Source organism: Bradyrhizobium sp. BR 1432, assembly GCF_051547705.1.
In the GTDB taxonomy this organism is placed as follows: domain Bacteria; phylum Pseudomonadota; class Alphaproteobacteria; order Rhizobiales; family Xanthobacteraceae; genus Bradyrhizobium; species Bradyrhizobium zhanjiangense.
Genome location: NZ_JBPUGF010000004.1, coordinates 439,692 through 455,017 on the forward strand (window position 1 = coordinate 439,692; position 15,326 = coordinate 455,017).

The 15,326-nt window shown below is 60.4% G+C and carries 19 protein-coding genes and 1 pseudogene; 10 read left to right on the forward strand and 10 right to left on the reverse strand.

The annotated features are described in order from the left end of the window. Positions 1 to 23: 23 nt before the first annotated feature. Complete coding sequence (locus ACSKB8_RS42970) at positions 24 to 587, reverse strand: hemerythrin domain-containing protein (RefSeq protein WP_438111472.1); 564 nt, start codon at positions 585 to 587, stop codon at positions 24 to 26. A 302-nt stretch (positions 588 to 889) separates the two neighbouring features. On the opposite strand from ACSKB8_RS42970, the gene ACSKB8_RS42975 reads away from it, so the two are divergent. Then, positions 890 to 1,069 carry a hypothetical protein gene (locus tag ACSKB8_RS42975; protein ID WP_438111806.1) on the forward strand — a complete coding sequence of 60 codons (180 nt, stop codon included), beginning with the start codon at positions 890 to 892 and terminating at the stop codon, positions 1,067 to 1,069. A gap of 180 nt (positions 1,070 to 1,249) precedes the next feature. Further along, entirely contained in the window at positions 1,250 to 1,477 is a 228-nt protein-coding gene (locus ACSKB8_RS42980) for a hypothetical protein (RefSeq protein ID WP_438111474.1), read from the forward strand. Positions 1,478 to 1,570: 93 nt separating this feature from the next. On the opposite strand, the gene ACSKB8_RS42985 is transcribed toward ACSKB8_RS42980, so the two are convergent. The 3 genes from ACSKB8_RS42985 to ACSKB8_RS42995 form a co-directional block, all read right to left on the reverse strand. Further along, on the reverse strand, positions 1,571 to 1,900 hold the full coding sequence (locus ACSKB8_RS42985) for a GcrA family cell cycle regulator (protein ID WP_438111476.1): 330 nt from the start codon (positions 1,898 to 1,900) through the stop codon (positions 1,571 to 1,573). A gap of 39 nt (positions 1,901 to 1,939) precedes the next feature. Continuing rightward, complete coding sequence (locus tag ACSKB8_RS42990) at positions 1,940 to 2,116, reverse strand: hypothetical protein (protein ID WP_438111478.1); 177 nt, start codon at positions 2,114 to 2,116, stop codon at positions 1,940 to 1,942. A 155-nt stretch (positions 2,117 to 2,271) separates the two neighbouring features. After that, positions 2,272 to 2,583 (reverse strand): hypothetical protein, encoded by a 312-nt coding sequence (locus ACSKB8_RS42995; protein WP_370991012.1) that lies wholly within the window; start codon positions 2,581 to 2,583, stop codon positions 2,272 to 2,274. A 289-nt stretch (positions 2,584 to 2,872) separates the two neighbouring features. On the opposite strand from ACSKB8_RS42995, the gene ACSKB8_RS43000 reads away from it, so the two are divergent. Together ACSKB8_RS43000 and ACSKB8_RS43005 are read left to right on the forward strand one after the other, a co-directional pair. After that, positions 2,873 to 3,667 (forward strand): dienelactone hydrolase family protein, encoded by a 795-nt coding sequence (locus ACSKB8_RS43000; RefSeq protein ID WP_438111480.1) that lies wholly within the window; start codon positions 2,873 to 2,875, stop codon positions 3,665 to 3,667. 42 nt (positions 3,668 to 3,709) lie between these two features. Continuing rightward, entirely contained in the window at positions 3,710 to 3,988 is a 279-nt protein-coding gene (locus ACSKB8_RS43005) for an ABC transporter substrate binding protein (protein WP_438111791.1), read from the forward strand. A gap of 245 nt (positions 3,989 to 4,233) precedes the next feature. On the opposite strand, the pseudogene ACSKB8_RS43010 reads toward ACSKB8_RS43005, so the two are convergent. After that, positions 4,234 to 4,650: pseudogene (locus ACSKB8_RS43010) on the reverse strand (ABC transporter substrate-binding protein); the annotation flags it as partial. 295 nt (positions 4,651 to 4,945) lie between these two features. Between ACSKB8_RS43010 and ACSKB8_RS43015 the strand changes: the two are divergent. The 6 genes from ACSKB8_RS43015 to ACSKB8_RS43040 all read left to right on the forward strand — a co-directional run bounded on the left by ACSKB8_RS43015 (position 4,946) and on the right by ACSKB8_RS43040 (position 11,125). Then, complete coding sequence (locus tag ACSKB8_RS43015) at positions 4,946 to 5,080, forward strand: hypothetical protein (protein ID WP_370991007.1); 135 nt, start codon at positions 4,946 to 4,948, stop codon at positions 5,078 to 5,080. Between the two features lie 90 nt (positions 5,081 to 5,170). Next, the gene (locus tag ACSKB8_RS43020) at positions 5,171 to 6,487 is read left to right on the forward strand and encodes an ABC transporter substrate-binding protein (RefSeq protein ID WP_438111482.1); all 1,317 of its coding nucleotides are present in this window, start codon (positions 5,171 to 5,173) and stop codon (positions 6,485 to 6,487) included. Between the two features lie 64 nt (positions 6,488 to 6,551). Then, the gene (locus ACSKB8_RS43025) at positions 6,552 to 7,487 is read left to right on the forward strand and encodes a carbohydrate ABC transporter permease (RefSeq protein WP_128938047.1); all 936 of its coding nucleotides are present in this window, start codon (positions 6,552 to 6,554) and stop codon (positions 7,485 to 7,487) included. A 3-nt stretch (positions 7,488 to 7,490) separates the two neighbouring features. After that, positions 7,491 to 8,342 carry a carbohydrate ABC transporter permease gene (locus ACSKB8_RS43030; protein WP_370991009.1) on the forward strand — a complete coding sequence of 284 codons (852 nt, stop codon included), beginning with the start codon at positions 7,491 to 7,493 and terminating at the stop codon, positions 8,340 to 8,342. 76 nt (positions 8,343 to 8,418) lie between these two features. Continuing rightward, positions 8,419 to 9,510: an ABC transporter ATP-binding protein gene (locus ACSKB8_RS43035; RefSeq protein WP_438111484.1), complete on the forward strand. Its 1,092-nt coding sequence runs from the start codon at positions 8,419 to 8,421 to the stop codon at positions 9,508 to 9,510. 262 nt (positions 9,511 to 9,772) lie between these two features. Next, entirely contained in the window at positions 9,773 to 11,125 is a 1,353-nt protein-coding gene (locus ACSKB8_RS43040) for a transposase (protein ID WP_091880269.1), read from the forward strand. A 185-nt stretch (positions 11,126 to 11,310) separates the two neighbouring features. On the opposite strand, the gene ACSKB8_RS43045 is transcribed toward ACSKB8_RS43040, so the two are convergent. From ACSKB8_RS43045 to ACSKB8_RS43065, 5 genes are all read right to left on the reverse strand, one after another. Next, positions 11,311 to 12,057 carry a C13 family peptidase gene (locus ACSKB8_RS43045; RefSeq protein WP_438111486.1) on the reverse strand — a complete coding sequence of 249 codons (747 nt, stop codon included), beginning with the start codon at positions 12,055 to 12,057 and terminating at the stop codon, positions 11,311 to 11,313. 373 nt (positions 12,058 to 12,430) lie between these two features. Continuing rightward, a complete protein-coding gene (locus ACSKB8_RS43050) occupies positions 12,431 to 12,703 on the reverse strand; it encodes a hypothetical protein (RefSeq protein ID WP_438111488.1) in 273 nt (90 codons plus the stop codon). 10 nt (positions 12,704 to 12,713) lie between these two features. Next, positions 12,714 to 13,196 (reverse strand): hypothetical protein, encoded by a 483-nt coding sequence (locus ACSKB8_RS43055; protein ID WP_438111490.1) that lies wholly within the window; start codon positions 13,194 to 13,196, stop codon positions 12,714 to 12,716. 8 nt (positions 13,197 to 13,204) lie between these two features. Then, positions 13,205 to 13,498 (reverse strand): c-type cytochrome, encoded by a 294-nt coding sequence (locus ACSKB8_RS43060; RefSeq protein ID WP_438111492.1) that lies wholly within the window; start codon positions 13,496 to 13,498, stop codon positions 13,205 to 13,207. Between the two features lie 98 nt (positions 13,499 to 13,596). Next, on the reverse strand, positions 13,597 to 15,282 hold the full coding sequence (locus ACSKB8_RS43065; protein WP_438111792.1) for a pyrroloquinoline quinone-dependent dehydrogenase: 1,686 nt from the start codon (positions 15,280 to 15,282) through the stop codon (positions 13,597 to 13,599). Positions 15,283 to 15,326: the final 44 nt, after the last annotated feature.

The following is a 15,326-nucleotide window of genomic DNA, read 5'->3' on the forward strand; positions in this document are numbered from 1 at the left end:
CGGCGCTGCCAGTGGAGCGCTTTCTAACGTCGTCCGACTTCAAACTCGTGCTCCATCTGCAAGATGCGCTGTCGCAGCGCGCCGAAGGTCTCTTCGGCAGCCTCGCTAAACAGCGGATACTCATGATCGATTGAGGTCGAAGCGATTTCGCTCCAATCTGCAGGCTTTAGAGCCTTGAGAGCGGCAGGAAAGAAATCGCGGTCTTCAATCATGATGTGACGCCGCTCGCTCTCTATGAAGTCGCGAACGATATTGTCCACGTTTTGCCGAAGGATTTCCCGATCCGACAGGACACCGTCGATCGCCCGAGCAACGCGGCGCAATCGATCGGTCCCCTTTTGGTGCTCAAGTCTCAGGTTGCCGACGCTTGCCGCCGCAGCCGGATCCCGAAGCTCTAGCTTGGCAAGGACCAGCTCCTCCAGGGGATGATGGTAAATCTCGGGATAGAGTTCGAAGTAGCTGATGATTGCGCGAATAACCTCATAGTCGGGGTGGTCGCCGCGATCGAAAATCTCAAGCTCGTGCTCAAGCACGGCGAGCAGCGTCTCAATATTGCGGTGTTCTTGGGATAGACGTTCAATGATCATTGTTGCCTCCAACGAACCATTGAATGATCAAAGCTATCCTGAAAGCGATTTAGAATCTTGCGCTGGATCAAACCCGGAGGACCGGGTCGCCGGGGCTGAACAGCCCGCCCTGCATCTGGCTGCACCCGACCGGCGCAGCACCTCGCGCTGGTCTCGCGGAACAGATCGCCTTCCATGCCATCCAGAGGCAATGCACGTCCTCCTCCTTCACTTCCGCAACCGTCCGCGCCGGCCGCCAATTTCGTGCCTGGCCCGCCGAAAAGGGGTAGAGTGCCCCAGGGTCACATCCGAGGAGCAACACCATGACCCTACTCCCCGAGCTGGTTCCGGCCGAGATCGACCGGCACGTCTTCGCGATCATGCCCGACACGATGCCGCCCCGAGATCCTGATGACGACGAAGAGGATGAGGAGGAAGAGCAGGACGATGAAGAGAACCAAACCGACGAACCGCCGGTCGTGCGCGAGCCGGACGAGGACTAAGCAGGACGCTTAGACGTCACCTGAGTTTCGGTGAGTGCGATCCCCAGCCTGCGTGCGGCGCGCTGGTGCGTCCGGCGGCTTCCAAGGTCGGTCTGATTCCGAGAGCAGCGGGCAGGCGCTGAATGGACCACGGTTCTCGGCGCAGCAACCTATCGGCGTTCGCAGGTAGAGGAGGTGAGCATGACTCTCATATGGCTTGGTGTGCTCCTCGTTTTCGTCGGCATACTCCAAATGGCGTTTCAGCCCATCTGGCGAGGCCGATTTAGCGGTGGAAAGTGGCTTCGCTCCGGGCGTGACACGCTGGAACCTGAAAGGCCAGGTAGCGGCTTCGGCATCAAATCGAACTGGCCCGGGCTCGTGATGGTCGCGCTTGGCGGCGCTTTCTTGCTGGCCGGAGCTGCCATCTGAGTTGAAAGCAGACGAAGGCTTGGGAAGCGACAGCCAAACCCGTCGAGCCGAGCCAGGCAGTGACGGAAGCGCAACGACGTTCGTGGTGAGCTCTTAGCCGGTGTTTCTGACCGCCTCAGCCAGCATGGCGTAAAGCTGCTGCTTGCTGAATTCCTTGGGCTGCCGCCTCTCCGCTGTGTTCCGCGACACCTTCTTTGCGACCGGACGGACGCAAGCTGCCGATGACGTCGGCCTCAGCTTCGGGGGCGGCCTTATCTTGGGTCTCGCCGTGGGCGGCTTGTGGCCGCGCTTCAGGCCCTGACGAGTCAGCATGCCGCAGACCGCGTTACGACTGCACCCGAGACGGCGCGCGATCTGCGCTGCGCTCTGTCCTGCGGACCAGAGCCTAGTGAGGAGCGCTATGTCTTTCGCATCCCAGCCCATGGCAGATATTATAGCGCCGACTGTCGAGCACGCGCTAGCCTAGTCTTCGTCCGGCTCGCGCACGACCGCCGGTTCGTCACCGTCATCGTCCTCTTCGTCGTCTTCCTCCTCCTCGTCTTCATCGGGATCTCGTGGCGGCATCGCGGTGCCCATAAGCACGAGCGGTATCCAGTCGATCGCTGCGGTGAAAAATGTTTCGGGTGTGTGTAGCTTCATGTCGTTGCTGCTCCTCGAAAAGCGCGTGCAGTCGCATATTCCTGGTCGACGACATGCAGATGCCCAGGGCGTGATCGCCGCAAACGCGACGGGGACATCAGGTCGACGACATGAGCAAGGGACGGCACCCGCCACGCAACTGGTGCGGTTTGCGGCTACTTGATGCCCGAGGACCCATTAGGCTCGATGTTCACCAAAACCTCACCGGCAGCGATTTCGGGAACTCCAAGATCGAGGTCATGCAGACTGGCTTGAACAAACGCCAGTATCTTGGCGTTCGCCGCATTGGCGCTTTCGCGGTCGTCAAATATCATCACGGCGATACCGACACCGTCGCCGGCATCCAGCACATGGTAAGATCTGAAGCCGTGCGATTGCCTTAGGATCTCGCCGACGCCGCTCTTGGCGCGGCGGGCGGCGTCCGCGACCGAACGAACCTTGGTGTACTTGCGAATGACCATGTACATGAGGCCACCACGCGCCACTCGCCCCAACCCATCAAAGCATATCGCCCCCGGTCGGACCAGTGCCTACTTCCGCGCTGGGACACAGCGCCCGGTTGGGCGGACCGCGCAACGCGCCTTTGCGTCATCCAGCGACCAACCGCAATGTCGGCGCGCTCCGCCTCAAGCTGGAGATCCGGAAACTTGAAGTTTAGGCGCAGCCACAGAGGGCACCTGCACGGGTCTCAAAGCCTAGCGCAGGAGTCGCTGGTATGCCAATGTTAGTCTTGTGCCAAACCCGCGGGAGGTCAGCATGCGAACGAACATAGTGGGAGCACTTTGCGCCATCGCAATGGTCGCGAGCGCACACGCAGCGGTCAGGGAAGAACCGGTCACCTACACGGATGGTCAGACCACGATGAAGGGCTTCGTTGTCTACGACGACGCGACCCAGGCCAAGCGGACCGGCATCGTCATGGTGCCCGAATGGTGGGGCATCACCAAGCATATCCATAACGAGGCACGGAAATTCGCACAGCAGGGCTACACGGCGCTCATTGCGGACATGTACGGCGACGGCAAGACCGCCGACAACCCTAAGGACGCCGGCGCGCTCTCGGGGGCAGTGATGAAGGACCCGAAGGCGATGGAGGCGCGCTTCAACGCCGCGCGGGAGCAACTCGCCAAGCAGAGCTCGGTCAATCCCCAGCGGATCGGCGCAGTCGGTTACTGCTTCGGCGGCGCGGTGGTGCTGAACATGGCACGCGCCGGCGCTGATCTCGCCGCCGTTGCGGCCTTTCACGCAACGCTTGGTCTCAACACTCCTGCACCGGCGCCGGGAACCGTCAAAGCTAAAATCCTCATTCTGAACGGCGCGGACGACCCGTTCGTGAAGCGCGAGCAGTACGATGCGCTCAAGAAGGATTTCGGCGCAGCGAAGGCCGATTATCGGATCATCGAGTATCCCGGCGCTGTGCACGCGTTCACGAACCCCGAAGCGACCGAACTCGGCAAGAAGTTCAATTTGCCGCTCAGATACGACGCCAAAGCTGATCAGGAAGCGAAGGCCGAAGCAGCCAAGTTCTTCGCCGCAAACCTTCAAAAATGATCAAAAGGGCCACCGCGGGGTGGCCCTTCACGACGCGCCTCCATTGCCGAACTCGCCGGAAAACTTCATCTTCCGATCATCTATCCCTTTCGCAACTATGTGGATTCAGGTGGGCTGATGAGCTATGCGCCGGATCTGGGCGAACTTGCCCAACGCCTTGCCATCGACGTGCATCAGATCCTGAACGGGACCAAGGCCGGCGACATCCCGATCTATCGGCCCAACAAATTCCAGTTGGTCATCAATCTGAAGGCTGCCAAGGCGCTCAGCCTCGAAATGACCCCGACACTCCTCGCCGGCGCCGACGAGGTAATTGAATGATGTCCTCTTGTGGCCCGATCCTGCCTAGCTCGATGCCGGTCCAAGCGTCGGCTGTTGGGTGTAGACCGGAAGGGGCTCACATCGGTGCAGACTGCCGATTTTGACCCCATATGAGACGTCGGCAGGACTCTCGACCGTGGCCATCGATAACCGCCCGATTCGATTGACGCACTATCTGCACCGAAGGGACCTGCAAGCGAGGCCGACAAACGTCTGCTCGTTGGACAACGACGTGACCTGCGACTTCACATGCGCAAGTAGCCTTCAACCTCGCCCTCAGCCCAGGCGAGCGTCTTCTCCAGCCGCTCGCCCTGCATGTGGCGGACTGTCATCTGGGTCATGAGGCCCTAGGAATAGATCTGCACTGCGATCTTGAGCGGTGTTGGCTGCGCGGCAATCGATAGGATCTGGTGGTTGTAGGGATTCGGGTAGTGGTAGAGCGTGCCCTTCGGCGGTCCTTCGTCGGCCCAGGTCTTGAGCGTCGTCAGGTTGTTCGAAGGCCCGAAGGTCGTGGCCTCCGCCTGCGGCCACCATCCTTTCGATTGCCTTCGGCTGCGACAGGTGCGCCAGCAGGCCCTTTGCCGTCGGCTTGCTCTTGGTGAAGGACCAGATCTCCAGAAGAAAGGAATGAAGGGTGCGAAGCGGCCCTTTCGACCCGCCGGCGACCTGGCGCGATTGCCCCAAAGGAGACTCGTCAATTGGCCGCGAACCCGCAAAGAGAGCCGAAGTGAGACCATGGCCGGCGCGTCAAAGCTAGCACTTGATTTCCTGCTGCGACGGGCGACAATGACGTCACGCCAGCTTCCGGTACTGAACTTCATATAAGACGGGGAAAACCCGCTTGGCCACGGCAATACCGTCGCTGCGCGGGAGGGACCGTTATGACGGTGCGGTTCATGCTGCAGCGCCGACACGATCCGGGCCGCCGGGCGTATCGCCGCGACGATTGGGAACGACGTGGTCGCGCCGCTGCTCTGCGAAGAATTCACCATGTTTCGCGGCGAACTCGCCACCACGGCGCTGCAAGTGGAACACCTACAAAAGATCATCGAGCCAACGTATTGCGCAGGCGACAGCGTGGGCATGCGTTGAGCCACGGAGGCGCGATAGGCTGAAAGGGAGTCCAAGCCGGCGTAAGACCGGCCGAAGGGCATCAGCTCAGACACACCGAGGGAGGGATGCATGACGACGGTAACCCGACGTAACGTCCTCAAGGGCGGTGCCGCGGTTGTGGGCGGCATGGCCGGCATCTTGGCGACCGGCAGGGCGCCCGCCTATGCGCAAGCCGCCACGGTGCACTGGCTGCGCTGGACCGACTTCGTTCCGGCGTCAGATCAGCTTCTGCGCAACGAGATCGCCAAGGAGGGCGAGAAGGCGCTCGGCATAAAGCTCAATATCGAGACCATCAACGCCAACGATATCCAGGCCCGCATCACCTCGGCTATCCAGTCGGGGTCAGGCCCGGACGTCGTCTGTGTCCTCAACAATTGGGGGCAACTTTACGGCGAGAGCGTCGCGGATGTCAGCGATCTCGCTGAGGCACTCGGCAAGAGCCAGGGCGGCTTCTACGAAACATCCCGCGCGGTCGCCAATGACGGAAAAAAATGGATCGCAGTGCCGTGGTGCATCGTCGGCCTGCAGATCGCATACCGAAAGTCCTGGTTTGCCGAGATCGGCTACACGGATGGAAAATTTCCCCAGACTTGGGAAGAGTATCGCGAGGCCGGCAAGAAGCTGAAGGCAAAGGGACGGCCGATCGGCCAAACGCTGGGTCACACGTTCGGCGATGCGCCCGCCTTCGCTTACCCCTATCTGTGGTCCTGGGGCGGCAAAGAGGTCGAAGCAGACGGCAAGACGGTTGTGCTGAATAGCCCAGCGACAGTCGAGTCGGTAAAGTTCATGGTGGCCTTCTGGAAGGACGCCCACGATGAAGGCGGGCTCGCCTGGGACGATTCCAACAACAACCGCGCTTTTCTGTCCGGGACGTGCAGCGCCACGCTCAATGGCGCCTCGATCTACATCGAGGCTCTGCGTAAGCCGGATACCTACAAGACGGAAGCAGGCGGGCAATTGAAGGACGACATCCTGCACGCCGCGCTGCCCAAGGGCCCCGGCGGGCAGTTCAGCTATCACGTCCCGTTCTCGAACCTCCTGATGGGTTATTCGAAGAACCAGGATGCGGCGAAGAAATTCCTTGGCTGGATTCACTCCAAGGACGTCTACGACAAGTGGTTCGTCTCCCAGAAGGGCTTCTCAGTCGGCCCGACCACGGATTGGGAAAAGCACAAGCTGTGGGGCGACGACCCGATCATGCTGCCCTACAAGCAAGCGGCGCGCACAGGGCGCTTCGCTGGCTACCAAGGCCCCTCTACGCGCAAGGCAGCCGAGGTCGTTACCAAGTACATCATCATTGATATGTACGCAAAGGCCGTGCAAGGCATGCCCGCCGAGGATGCCGTGAAGTGGGCAGAGGCTGAGCTCAAGAAGGTCTACGTCTGAGGTTAAGCCGTCCCTCTCCCGTTTTCGTGGGGGAAGGGCATCTTCCGGCCGACGAGGATCGAACATGGCGATAAGCGCGGTTTCCGCCACCACGCTCCGCGAGGCGCCCCCTCCGCGGCGACAGCGGTTGCTCGAGGACGAGCGCTGGTTGGCATTCGTGCTGCTGGTGCCGACCATCGCGCTGCTCGGCATGTTCATTGCCTATCCCTTCATTCGAGGGATATTGCTGTCGGTCACCAACTCGCGCGTCGGTATGCCCGGCGACTTCGTCGGCCTCGCTAACTTCTACAAGATCTTCAATGACGGAATATTTCGCACCTCCGTTTACAACACCTTCCTCTATACGGGCGTGACCACCGTCTTCAAGCTGGCGCTCGGGCTGTGGCTGGCCATGCTGCTCAACCGTAATTTCCGCGGCAAGGCCTTTACCCGTGCTTTCATCCTGCTGCCTTTCATTATCCCGACCGTGCTCTCGACTTTCGCCTGGAAGTGGATGTTCGACCCGACGTTCAGCGTTCTCAATTGGCTCCTCTACCATTTCGGCTTGATCACCGGTCGGATCAATTGGCTGGGCGATCCCGACCTCGCCATGATCTCGATTATCATCGTCAACATCTGGCGCGGGGTGCCGTTCTTTGCCATCAGCCTGCTCGCAGGCTTGCAGACTATCAGTCCCGAACTCAACGAGGCCGCTGCCATCGACGGCGCCAAGCCGTGGCAGCGGTTCTGGCACATCACCTGGCCGCTGCTGCTGCCCGTGACCATGGTCGTGGTGCTGTTCTCAGTGATTCAGACGTTCGCCGACTTCCAGATCGTCTATGTGATGACGGGCGGCGGACCAGCCAACGCAACGCACCTGTTTGCCACCTACGCCTATCAGATTGGTATCGGCACCGGCCTCTTGAGCGAGGGCGCCGCAATATCGCTCGCAATGTTTCCGGTCCTGTTTCTGGTCGTCATCATCCAACTTCTCTACATCCGCCGCGTGGAGGTCCGCTGAGCCATGATCGAAGGCGCAAGGTGGCGAAAGTGGATATTCTTCTACGTCCCCATGGCGCTGTTCCTGCTTTTCCTGCTGTTCCCGTTCTACTGGATGGTGATCACTTCGGTGCGGCCGGACGGCGAGCTTTACCGGCCTTGGAATTCGATCAACTACAATCCGTTCTGGACTTGGAAACCGACCTGGGACCATGTCAGGTACTTGTTCGAGGAAACGCTGTTCGCATCGTGGCTGTGGAACACGACGTTCATCGCGCTCGCGTCAACCGCTATCTCGCTCGTGTGCGGCGTGTTCGCCGGCTATGCTCTGTCGCGGCTGAACTTTCCATTTGCCGGCAGCCTGGGCACCGGCATCTTCATTACTTATCTGGTACCGCAAACGCTGCTGTTCATTCCGCTGGCAGAGATCATACGCAACTATCGGCTGGGTGACACGCCTTGGTCACTGATTCTGACCTATCCGACCTTTCTTATTCCGTTCTGCACCTGGCTCATGATGGGCTACTTCAAGGCGGTACCCAAGGAGCTCGAGGAATGCGCGCGCATTGATGGCGCCTCGCGCTGGCAGGCTATGCTCTACATCGTCATCCCGGTGGCGATCCCGGGCATCCTCTCGGCCGGCATCTTCGCTTTCACGCTGTCGTGGAACGAGTTCATCTATGCGCTTGTCTTCCTGTCCTCGCCTGAGCAGAAGACTGTGCCGGTCGGCGTCACATCGGAGCTGATCCGTGGCGATGTATTCTACTGGGGACCGCTGATGGCTGGGGCCCTGCTTGGATCGATACCGGTTGCTATCGCCTATTCGTTTTTCGTCGAGCACTACGTCGCAGGATTGACCGGATCGGTGAAGGGCTGACAGCACGACGGATCATAGGGATTCGAAGGCGCGAATCCAGATTGCGCGTAGGTCGTTAGGAGGCAGGTGAAAGTGAATGGGCCAGGTCGTCCTCAAGGGGATCAACAAGTTCTTTGACAGCGTGCACGCTGTCAAAGACGTCAATCTGCAGATCCGCGATAAGGAGTTCGTGGTGTTCGTCGGCCCCTCCGGCTGTGGCAAGACGACGACGCTCAGGATGATCGCCGGCCTTGAAGCGATCAGTTCCGGCGACATTTCCATCGACGGCAACGTGGTCAATGAATTGGCGCCCATGGACCGCGACATCGCCATGGTGTTCCAGAACTACGCGCTGTACCCGCACATGAGCGTGTACGACAACATGGCGTTCGGCCTGAAGATGCGCAAATTCGAAAAGTCCGAGATAGACAAGCGCGTGCTGGAGGCGGCTGACATCCTCGGCATCGGCGAACTGCTAAAGCGCAGGCCTCGCCAGCTCTCAGGCGGCCAGCGCCAGCGCGTGGCGTTAGGCCGTGCTATCGTACGCCACCCTCGCGTGTTCCTGTTCGACGAGCCGCTGTCGAACCTCGATGCCAAGCTGCGGGTGCAGATGCGCGTTGAGCTGAAGAAGTTGCATCTGCGACTCGGCACTACAGCCATTTACGTTACTCATGATCAGGTCGAAGCCATGACGCTGGGTGACCGGGTCGTGGTCATGAAGGACGGCGTGGTGCAGCAGGTTGGGGAGCCGCTAGAGCTGTACAATCAGCCCGCCAACAAGTTCGTCGCCGGCTTCATCGGCTCCCCGGCCATGAATTTCGCCGCCGTTACGGTGACCGAGGCGAACGGATCGCTGATCGCCGAGAACTCCGGCCTGCGCATCAAGCTACCGGACGAGACCGCGCAGCGGCTGCGCGGCCATATCGGACGCGAGGTCATGCTCGGCGTGCGGCCGGAGGACCTCACCGTGGCGGGTAGCGTTGATCTCGGCCACCCATGCTTCGATGCTGTGATTGAGGTGGTCGAGCAACTCGGCTCGGAAATCCTGCTCGATATGAAGGTCGGCGAGAGCATCATGGTGGCGAGCATCGAGCCGACCGCGAGGGTGAGGGTGGGCGATAAGGCGCGCGTTGCCATGCGGCCCTCCAGGCTTCACGTTTTCGACGCGCAGACCGAGGCGGCCATCTAACGCCGGCAGTTGGCCAATTCCGGCGGTTCGCTCAGGACTGGTGACCTCCCTGTCACCAGCTTCGATGACGCCCGGCGAGTGCGAGGGGCTGCTGGCCTAACCATTCCCGAGCCCTTCTTGCTACGTGCTGACGAGGGTTATTGATGTGCCATTTGATGCGGCGGTACGGAGTCCGTTATTGGCCGATTCTGTTGAAAAAGACGGCTGTTGCGACGCAGAGATATCAGTGATTCAGTCTGTCTAATTGGCAGGACTGAAGATCATGATGGGGCATCGGCAAGTCGAACAGACCGCGTTGTTCTATGAGTTCTCGCTCGAAAGACATATCCCGACTGATCACTTGCTGCGGTTGATTGACAGGTTTGTCGATCTTGAACAGGTCCGGCGGGACCTGGCGCCTTTCTACAGCAGCATCGGTCGGCCTTCGATCGATCCCGAGTTGATGATCCGGATGCTCCTGATCGGTTACTGCTTCGGCATCCGATCGGAGCGGCGCCTGTGCGATGAGGTTCACCTCAATTTGGCCTACCGGTGGTTTTGCCGGCTCGGTCTGGACGGGACGGTGCCGGATCATTCGACATTCTCCAAGAACAGGCACGGCCGCTTCCGGCAGAGCGACCTCTTCCGTCGCGTGTTCGAGAGCGTGCTGCGCCGCTGCATCGAGGAACGACTGGTCGGCGGTGAGGGATTTGCAGTCGATGCGAGCCTAATCAAGGCCGATGCCAATCGGCAGAAGGGGATCGAAGGCGATAAGGGACTTCCGCCGGAGGCTGCCAGCCGAGCAATCGATGAGTATCTGGCCGGCCTTGATGATGCCGCTTTCGGAGCCGCGACCGAGGTTACCCCGAAGTTCGTATCGCCTTCCGATCCGGCGGCGCGCTGGACGGGGGCGCACGGCGGCCAAGCGTTTTTCGCCTATTCGACGAACTATCTGGTCGACATCGAGAACGCGATCATCGTCGATGTTGAGGCAACGACGGCAATCCGGCAGGCGGAGGTATTGGCCGCCAAGCGCATGATTGAGCGCTCGCTGGAGCGGTTTGATCTCTATCCGAGCCGGCTGCTCGGTGACAGCGGCTATGGCTCGGCCGAGATGCTCGCCTGGCTGGTCTATGAGCACGGGATCGAGCCGCACGTTACAGTCTTCGACAAGTCGGCCCGCACAGACGGGATCTTCTCGCGCGACGACTTCACCTATGACCATGCTGGGGACATCTATCGTTGCCCCGGTGGCAACATTCTTACCACGACCGGAACGTTGGTGAATGATGGTGCTACCATGCTTTACCTCGCCAGCAAGCGCGATTGTGATCGATGCGCATTGAAGCCCCGATGCTGCCCCAAGCAGGCTTCACGGAGAGTGCCCCGCTCGATCTACGAGGGCGCTCGCGACATGGCGCGCCAGATCGCGAGATCGTGGGAGGGAGGCACCTCGCGCCGGCTCCGCAAGAAAATCGAGATGTTGTTCGCGCACCTCAAGCGCATTCTCAAGCTCGACCGTTTGCGTTTACGAGGTCCAAACGGCGCGCGCGACGAGTTCATCCTCGCAGCCACCGCCCAAAACCTTCGAAAGATGGCCAAGCTGATCCCGATGCCCACCCCGACGCTCGCATAGGGTCAGTAAGAGCAGTTCCGGCCACGTCGCGACGGAGCTATTACAACGAAATACTGCCGGCCTTTTTCAACGGAATCGGCCCGAATGCGAAGTCTAAGGGGGCCGCCAAACAGTCTGCTTATCGGGGGTGACCGGAAACGGCGATGCGCCCGCGAGCAATAGCCGTTGCGCTCGCGGCCTGTTGTTCAAGGGCGTCCGACAAGCAATGGCAGCACGTCTGCACCGCCCGCCATGAGCGGATTCGACGGCTCGAAATGTTCCCGCAATTCTCGCTTCCGGACGAGTGAGCGCGCATCAAGAAACGCATCCTTCAGGCTGACGGCTTTCCGGAGCGCGACATTGAAAAAAGCGTCGCCAAAATAGGTCCACTTGGCCTTGTCCTGGCAGCCGAACGACGGATGCTTGTCATCGGCCGCGGTGATGACCAGCACATCGCGACTCGCCAGGCGCGGGATAAAAACCCCGGAATAACAAGCCGAGATGACCACCACCTTGTGGCGCACACCTGTCTTCGCGAGCATGTCGCGGAGACGAGATGGTGTGAGCGTTTCTGTGAGCCGCCCCGCCTTGATTGCAAGGCCATCAGGAGAGCCATGCGAGGTGAGAATCAAGAAGAGAACATCTTTCTCGGGATCCAAGCGGTTGGCGGCCGACTGCAACGACTTGGTCAGAGCTTCGATCGTTGCACGTCCCCCTTTCTTGGAATTGTACTCCACGTTGATCGGTCCAGTCTCGAAACGGCCGGCCACGACCTCAGCCGCGCCGGTCGCCTCGGATCTAAACACGCCTTGATCTCCGTACAGACCAAAGGACACCACGCCAACCTTTGCAGCGTCCTCAATCGCATGTACCGGAGGGACCAACGGCCAGATGGTCAGAAAAAAAGCGACGAGCGGCGCGCCGAGCCGCCTGATCGAGGACCTGGAGGTCATCGCGAACCTCGTTTCGAGATCGCCGCTACAGAACTGCGGCTCAACACAAAATAGCGGAAAGCCAGTGAATTTCCATCCTTGGGAATGGCAAGTGCAATATGGCCCGTTTGAGACGAGCCGACGCGCGGTAACGATGTCTGTTTATAGGGGGAGGGCGGAAGTCGTCGGCACCGGCCAAACCGACGCGAATGCCCCAGAGACGACCTGCCGAGGCCAGAGCAATCGGGCCAACAAAATCCCCGGGGGTGCGATGCCGAAGGCTGGCACGCCTTTGTGCACGAGGCTGTTTGAGACGAAGTTGAACGTCAAGATATGGTGAACATCATCCAATGAATTCCGGCTGCTCCGCCAGTTCTTGCGCCGGGAGCCCTGCTCATTTTGGCGACCGCAATTCGACATTGTAATGCGCGTAGATCCGCGCGAGGGTGCCGTCGGCGAGCAATGCTTCAAGGGCTGCGTCGAGTCCTTCCCTGAGCTTCTCGTCTGGGCTGAGCATCCCAACAGCGACATTCCAGTTCAAGTCGGGATCGTCTTCGAAAGCAGGAATGCGGCGCACGTGCGCATCGGGATGAACTTGGTTGAACCAACCAATTGCGGCGGGTGTAACTGCCGCGGCGTCGATCTCGTTCTTGGCAAGCGCGTCCATGATTTCATCTTCAAAGACAAACGGTGAGGTTTGGACGCCTCGCTTGCTGAGTGTCATGGAGGCGATCGAGCCGACCTGCACCCCGAACGCGCTGACCAGGCCTCAAATCCGCCAGTGACGCCGCGCCAGAGTCGGCCCGGACGGCCAACGCGACCCCGCTGCGCTGATAGGGCCGCGACATGCGCAATCCCACCTCCGCCAGCGCCGCCGGGTTCGCGATCGCATCCATGATGATGTCGCAGTCCGCACGGCGGTACTGAAAGCTGTTGACGACCCAGTGCTGCTCCAGCGCGACCTTCAACTGCTTCGCCAGTTCACGGGCGATCTCGACCTGGAATCCGGGGTCGACATTGCGCTTGCTGGCAAACGGCAACGCATTGGGGTGTGCGCAAAGCGTGAGCGCCCCACGTGTACGAATCGCCTCCAGCGAGCGCGCGCTGGCACCGGTGGCTCCGAGCAGGATCAAAAGGCCTACGAAAACGCTTTGGCGCATCTCCGGCCTCATTCTTCCAGACTTCGGATGTAGGCCAGGATCGCCATGATCTGGCTCTCCGAAAAGGCGCCTCCGAAGGCGGGCATGGCTCCGGGCTTACCCTTCTTGATCCGCTCCACGATAAAATCGTCGCTGCGCGCCGTACCCGCGAGCTTCGGCCCTTTGCCGGCGGCGCGGCCGCCGTTCTCGTGACAGAAGCCACACGAGGTCGCGAACATCGTCCCGCCCTCGATATCGGTTTCGCGGGCCGATTGATCCTGCTTGGGAGCCTGGCTCTGCTGCGCGGAGAGGCCGAAGGGCAATGACAACGCAATGCCGGCGATGAGAAGAATCGACTTCAACATTGGCATCCGGACCGGAGAGGCAGGGGGCGACTGCACCCTGGCTCTCCTCACCATTCTTATTGCTTCAGCGTGAAGACAACGAGCGCACCGGCATCCTTCGGCATGCTCGTAAAAGGTTCGCCGAAAAGGGCCGGGAACTCGTCCGCCACCATGCCGCCCCAACCAGCCGGCACTGCGATGTATTGCTTGTCGCCGGCGCTGTAGCTGATGATGCCGCCATTGTGACCGACGCCATTAAAATGCGACCACAGTTCCTGTCCGGTCTCCGCATTGTAAGCGCGCAGCACACCACGCGAGTCAGGCACGAACACCAGATTGCCGGCCGTCGCAAGCACGTTCGCCAGCGGAGGCTCGTCGAAATTGACCTCCCATTTCTTCGCACCAGTCACGGGATCACGTGCATCAAGATGACCGCGCGCCGCTCCGTCCGGCGGCGGAACGAGCTTGAAATTCGCGCCGATATTGAGCTGCGCCATCGGCTCGGTGATTGGCGTGGTCTTTATCACGTCCACATCCATGCACCATTCCTGGGCGAGCTTGTACCACAGGCCTGTCTTCGGGCTGTAGGCGCCCGAGTTCCAGCTGACGCCGCCGGCAATCGCCGGACAAAGCGGCTCGCTCGCTTTCCCGAGAGTCGAGTCGCGCCGGCCGATCAGTTCGCCGGTTTTCGGATCGATATCCTTGACGAAATTGATATTCTTCGCGATCCGCCACACGTTCTGCACCTTCCCATCGGCGCGGTCGTAGACGAACACAAAACCCCCCTTGTTCGGATGCACGACGAGCTTGCGGCCGTCGCGGTCGATCATGACGAACTCACCGACTGCCGAGTCGAAATCCCATGCATCATGGGGCAGCTCCTGATGATAGAATTTCAGCTTGCCGGTGTCGGGATCGAGCGCGATGACCGAAGTTGTGTAGAGGTTTGTGCCTGGCCGCGGTCCGCTGTTCTTCCAGTCCGCGCCGGACCAGTCGTAAAGCGGTGCAGGATTGGCCGTTCCCCACCAGACGGTGTTGGTTTCAGGATCGTAGGTGCCGGGCATCCATGCGCCACCCCCGCCGGTGCGCCAGGATTCATTACCCCAGGTGGCCTTGGCGTCCTCGGTGCCGGCGACGGTGAAGAATTCCCATTTCTTCTTGCCCGTCTTGATATCGACTCCGAACAGCGGACCGCGCGAGGTCCATTCGCCGCCCTGGCTGCCGATGATGACGGTGTCCTTCACCACCAGCGGCGCACCCGTGAAGCCGACCGTGAGCTTCTTGGAGTCGACCAGCTGCGTGTTCCATACCTCCTTGCCGGTTTTCATGTCGAGCGCGAGGAGATGCCCGTCGACGGTGCCAACGAAGACCTTGCCATCGCCGAGCGCGACACCGCGGTTGTACGGTGAGTGCGTCTGCATCGCGACGAGTTCCTCGTCGAGCACCGGAAAGTGCGACCAGATCATCTTGCCGGTTGCCCCGTCGAGCGCATAGACGCGGCTATAGGACCCCGAATAATAGAGCACGCCGTCAGCAACGAGCGGCATCGACTGCAGACCGCGCGTGGAACGTCCGGGCATATGGATCCAGGCGACTTCGAGATTCTTTACATTGCCCGCATTGATTTGATCGAGCCCGCTGTAGTGATACGATTTATAGCCGCCGTGATAGGTCAGCCAATCACCTGGGTTCTGCTCGGCCGCCTCGATGCGAGCGGAATTGATCTCTGACGGCGCGATCGCCCAAGCTGATGGTGCAAGCATAGCGGCCAGTGCGGCAACATAGGTAAGGTGCCTTGTACTGACTG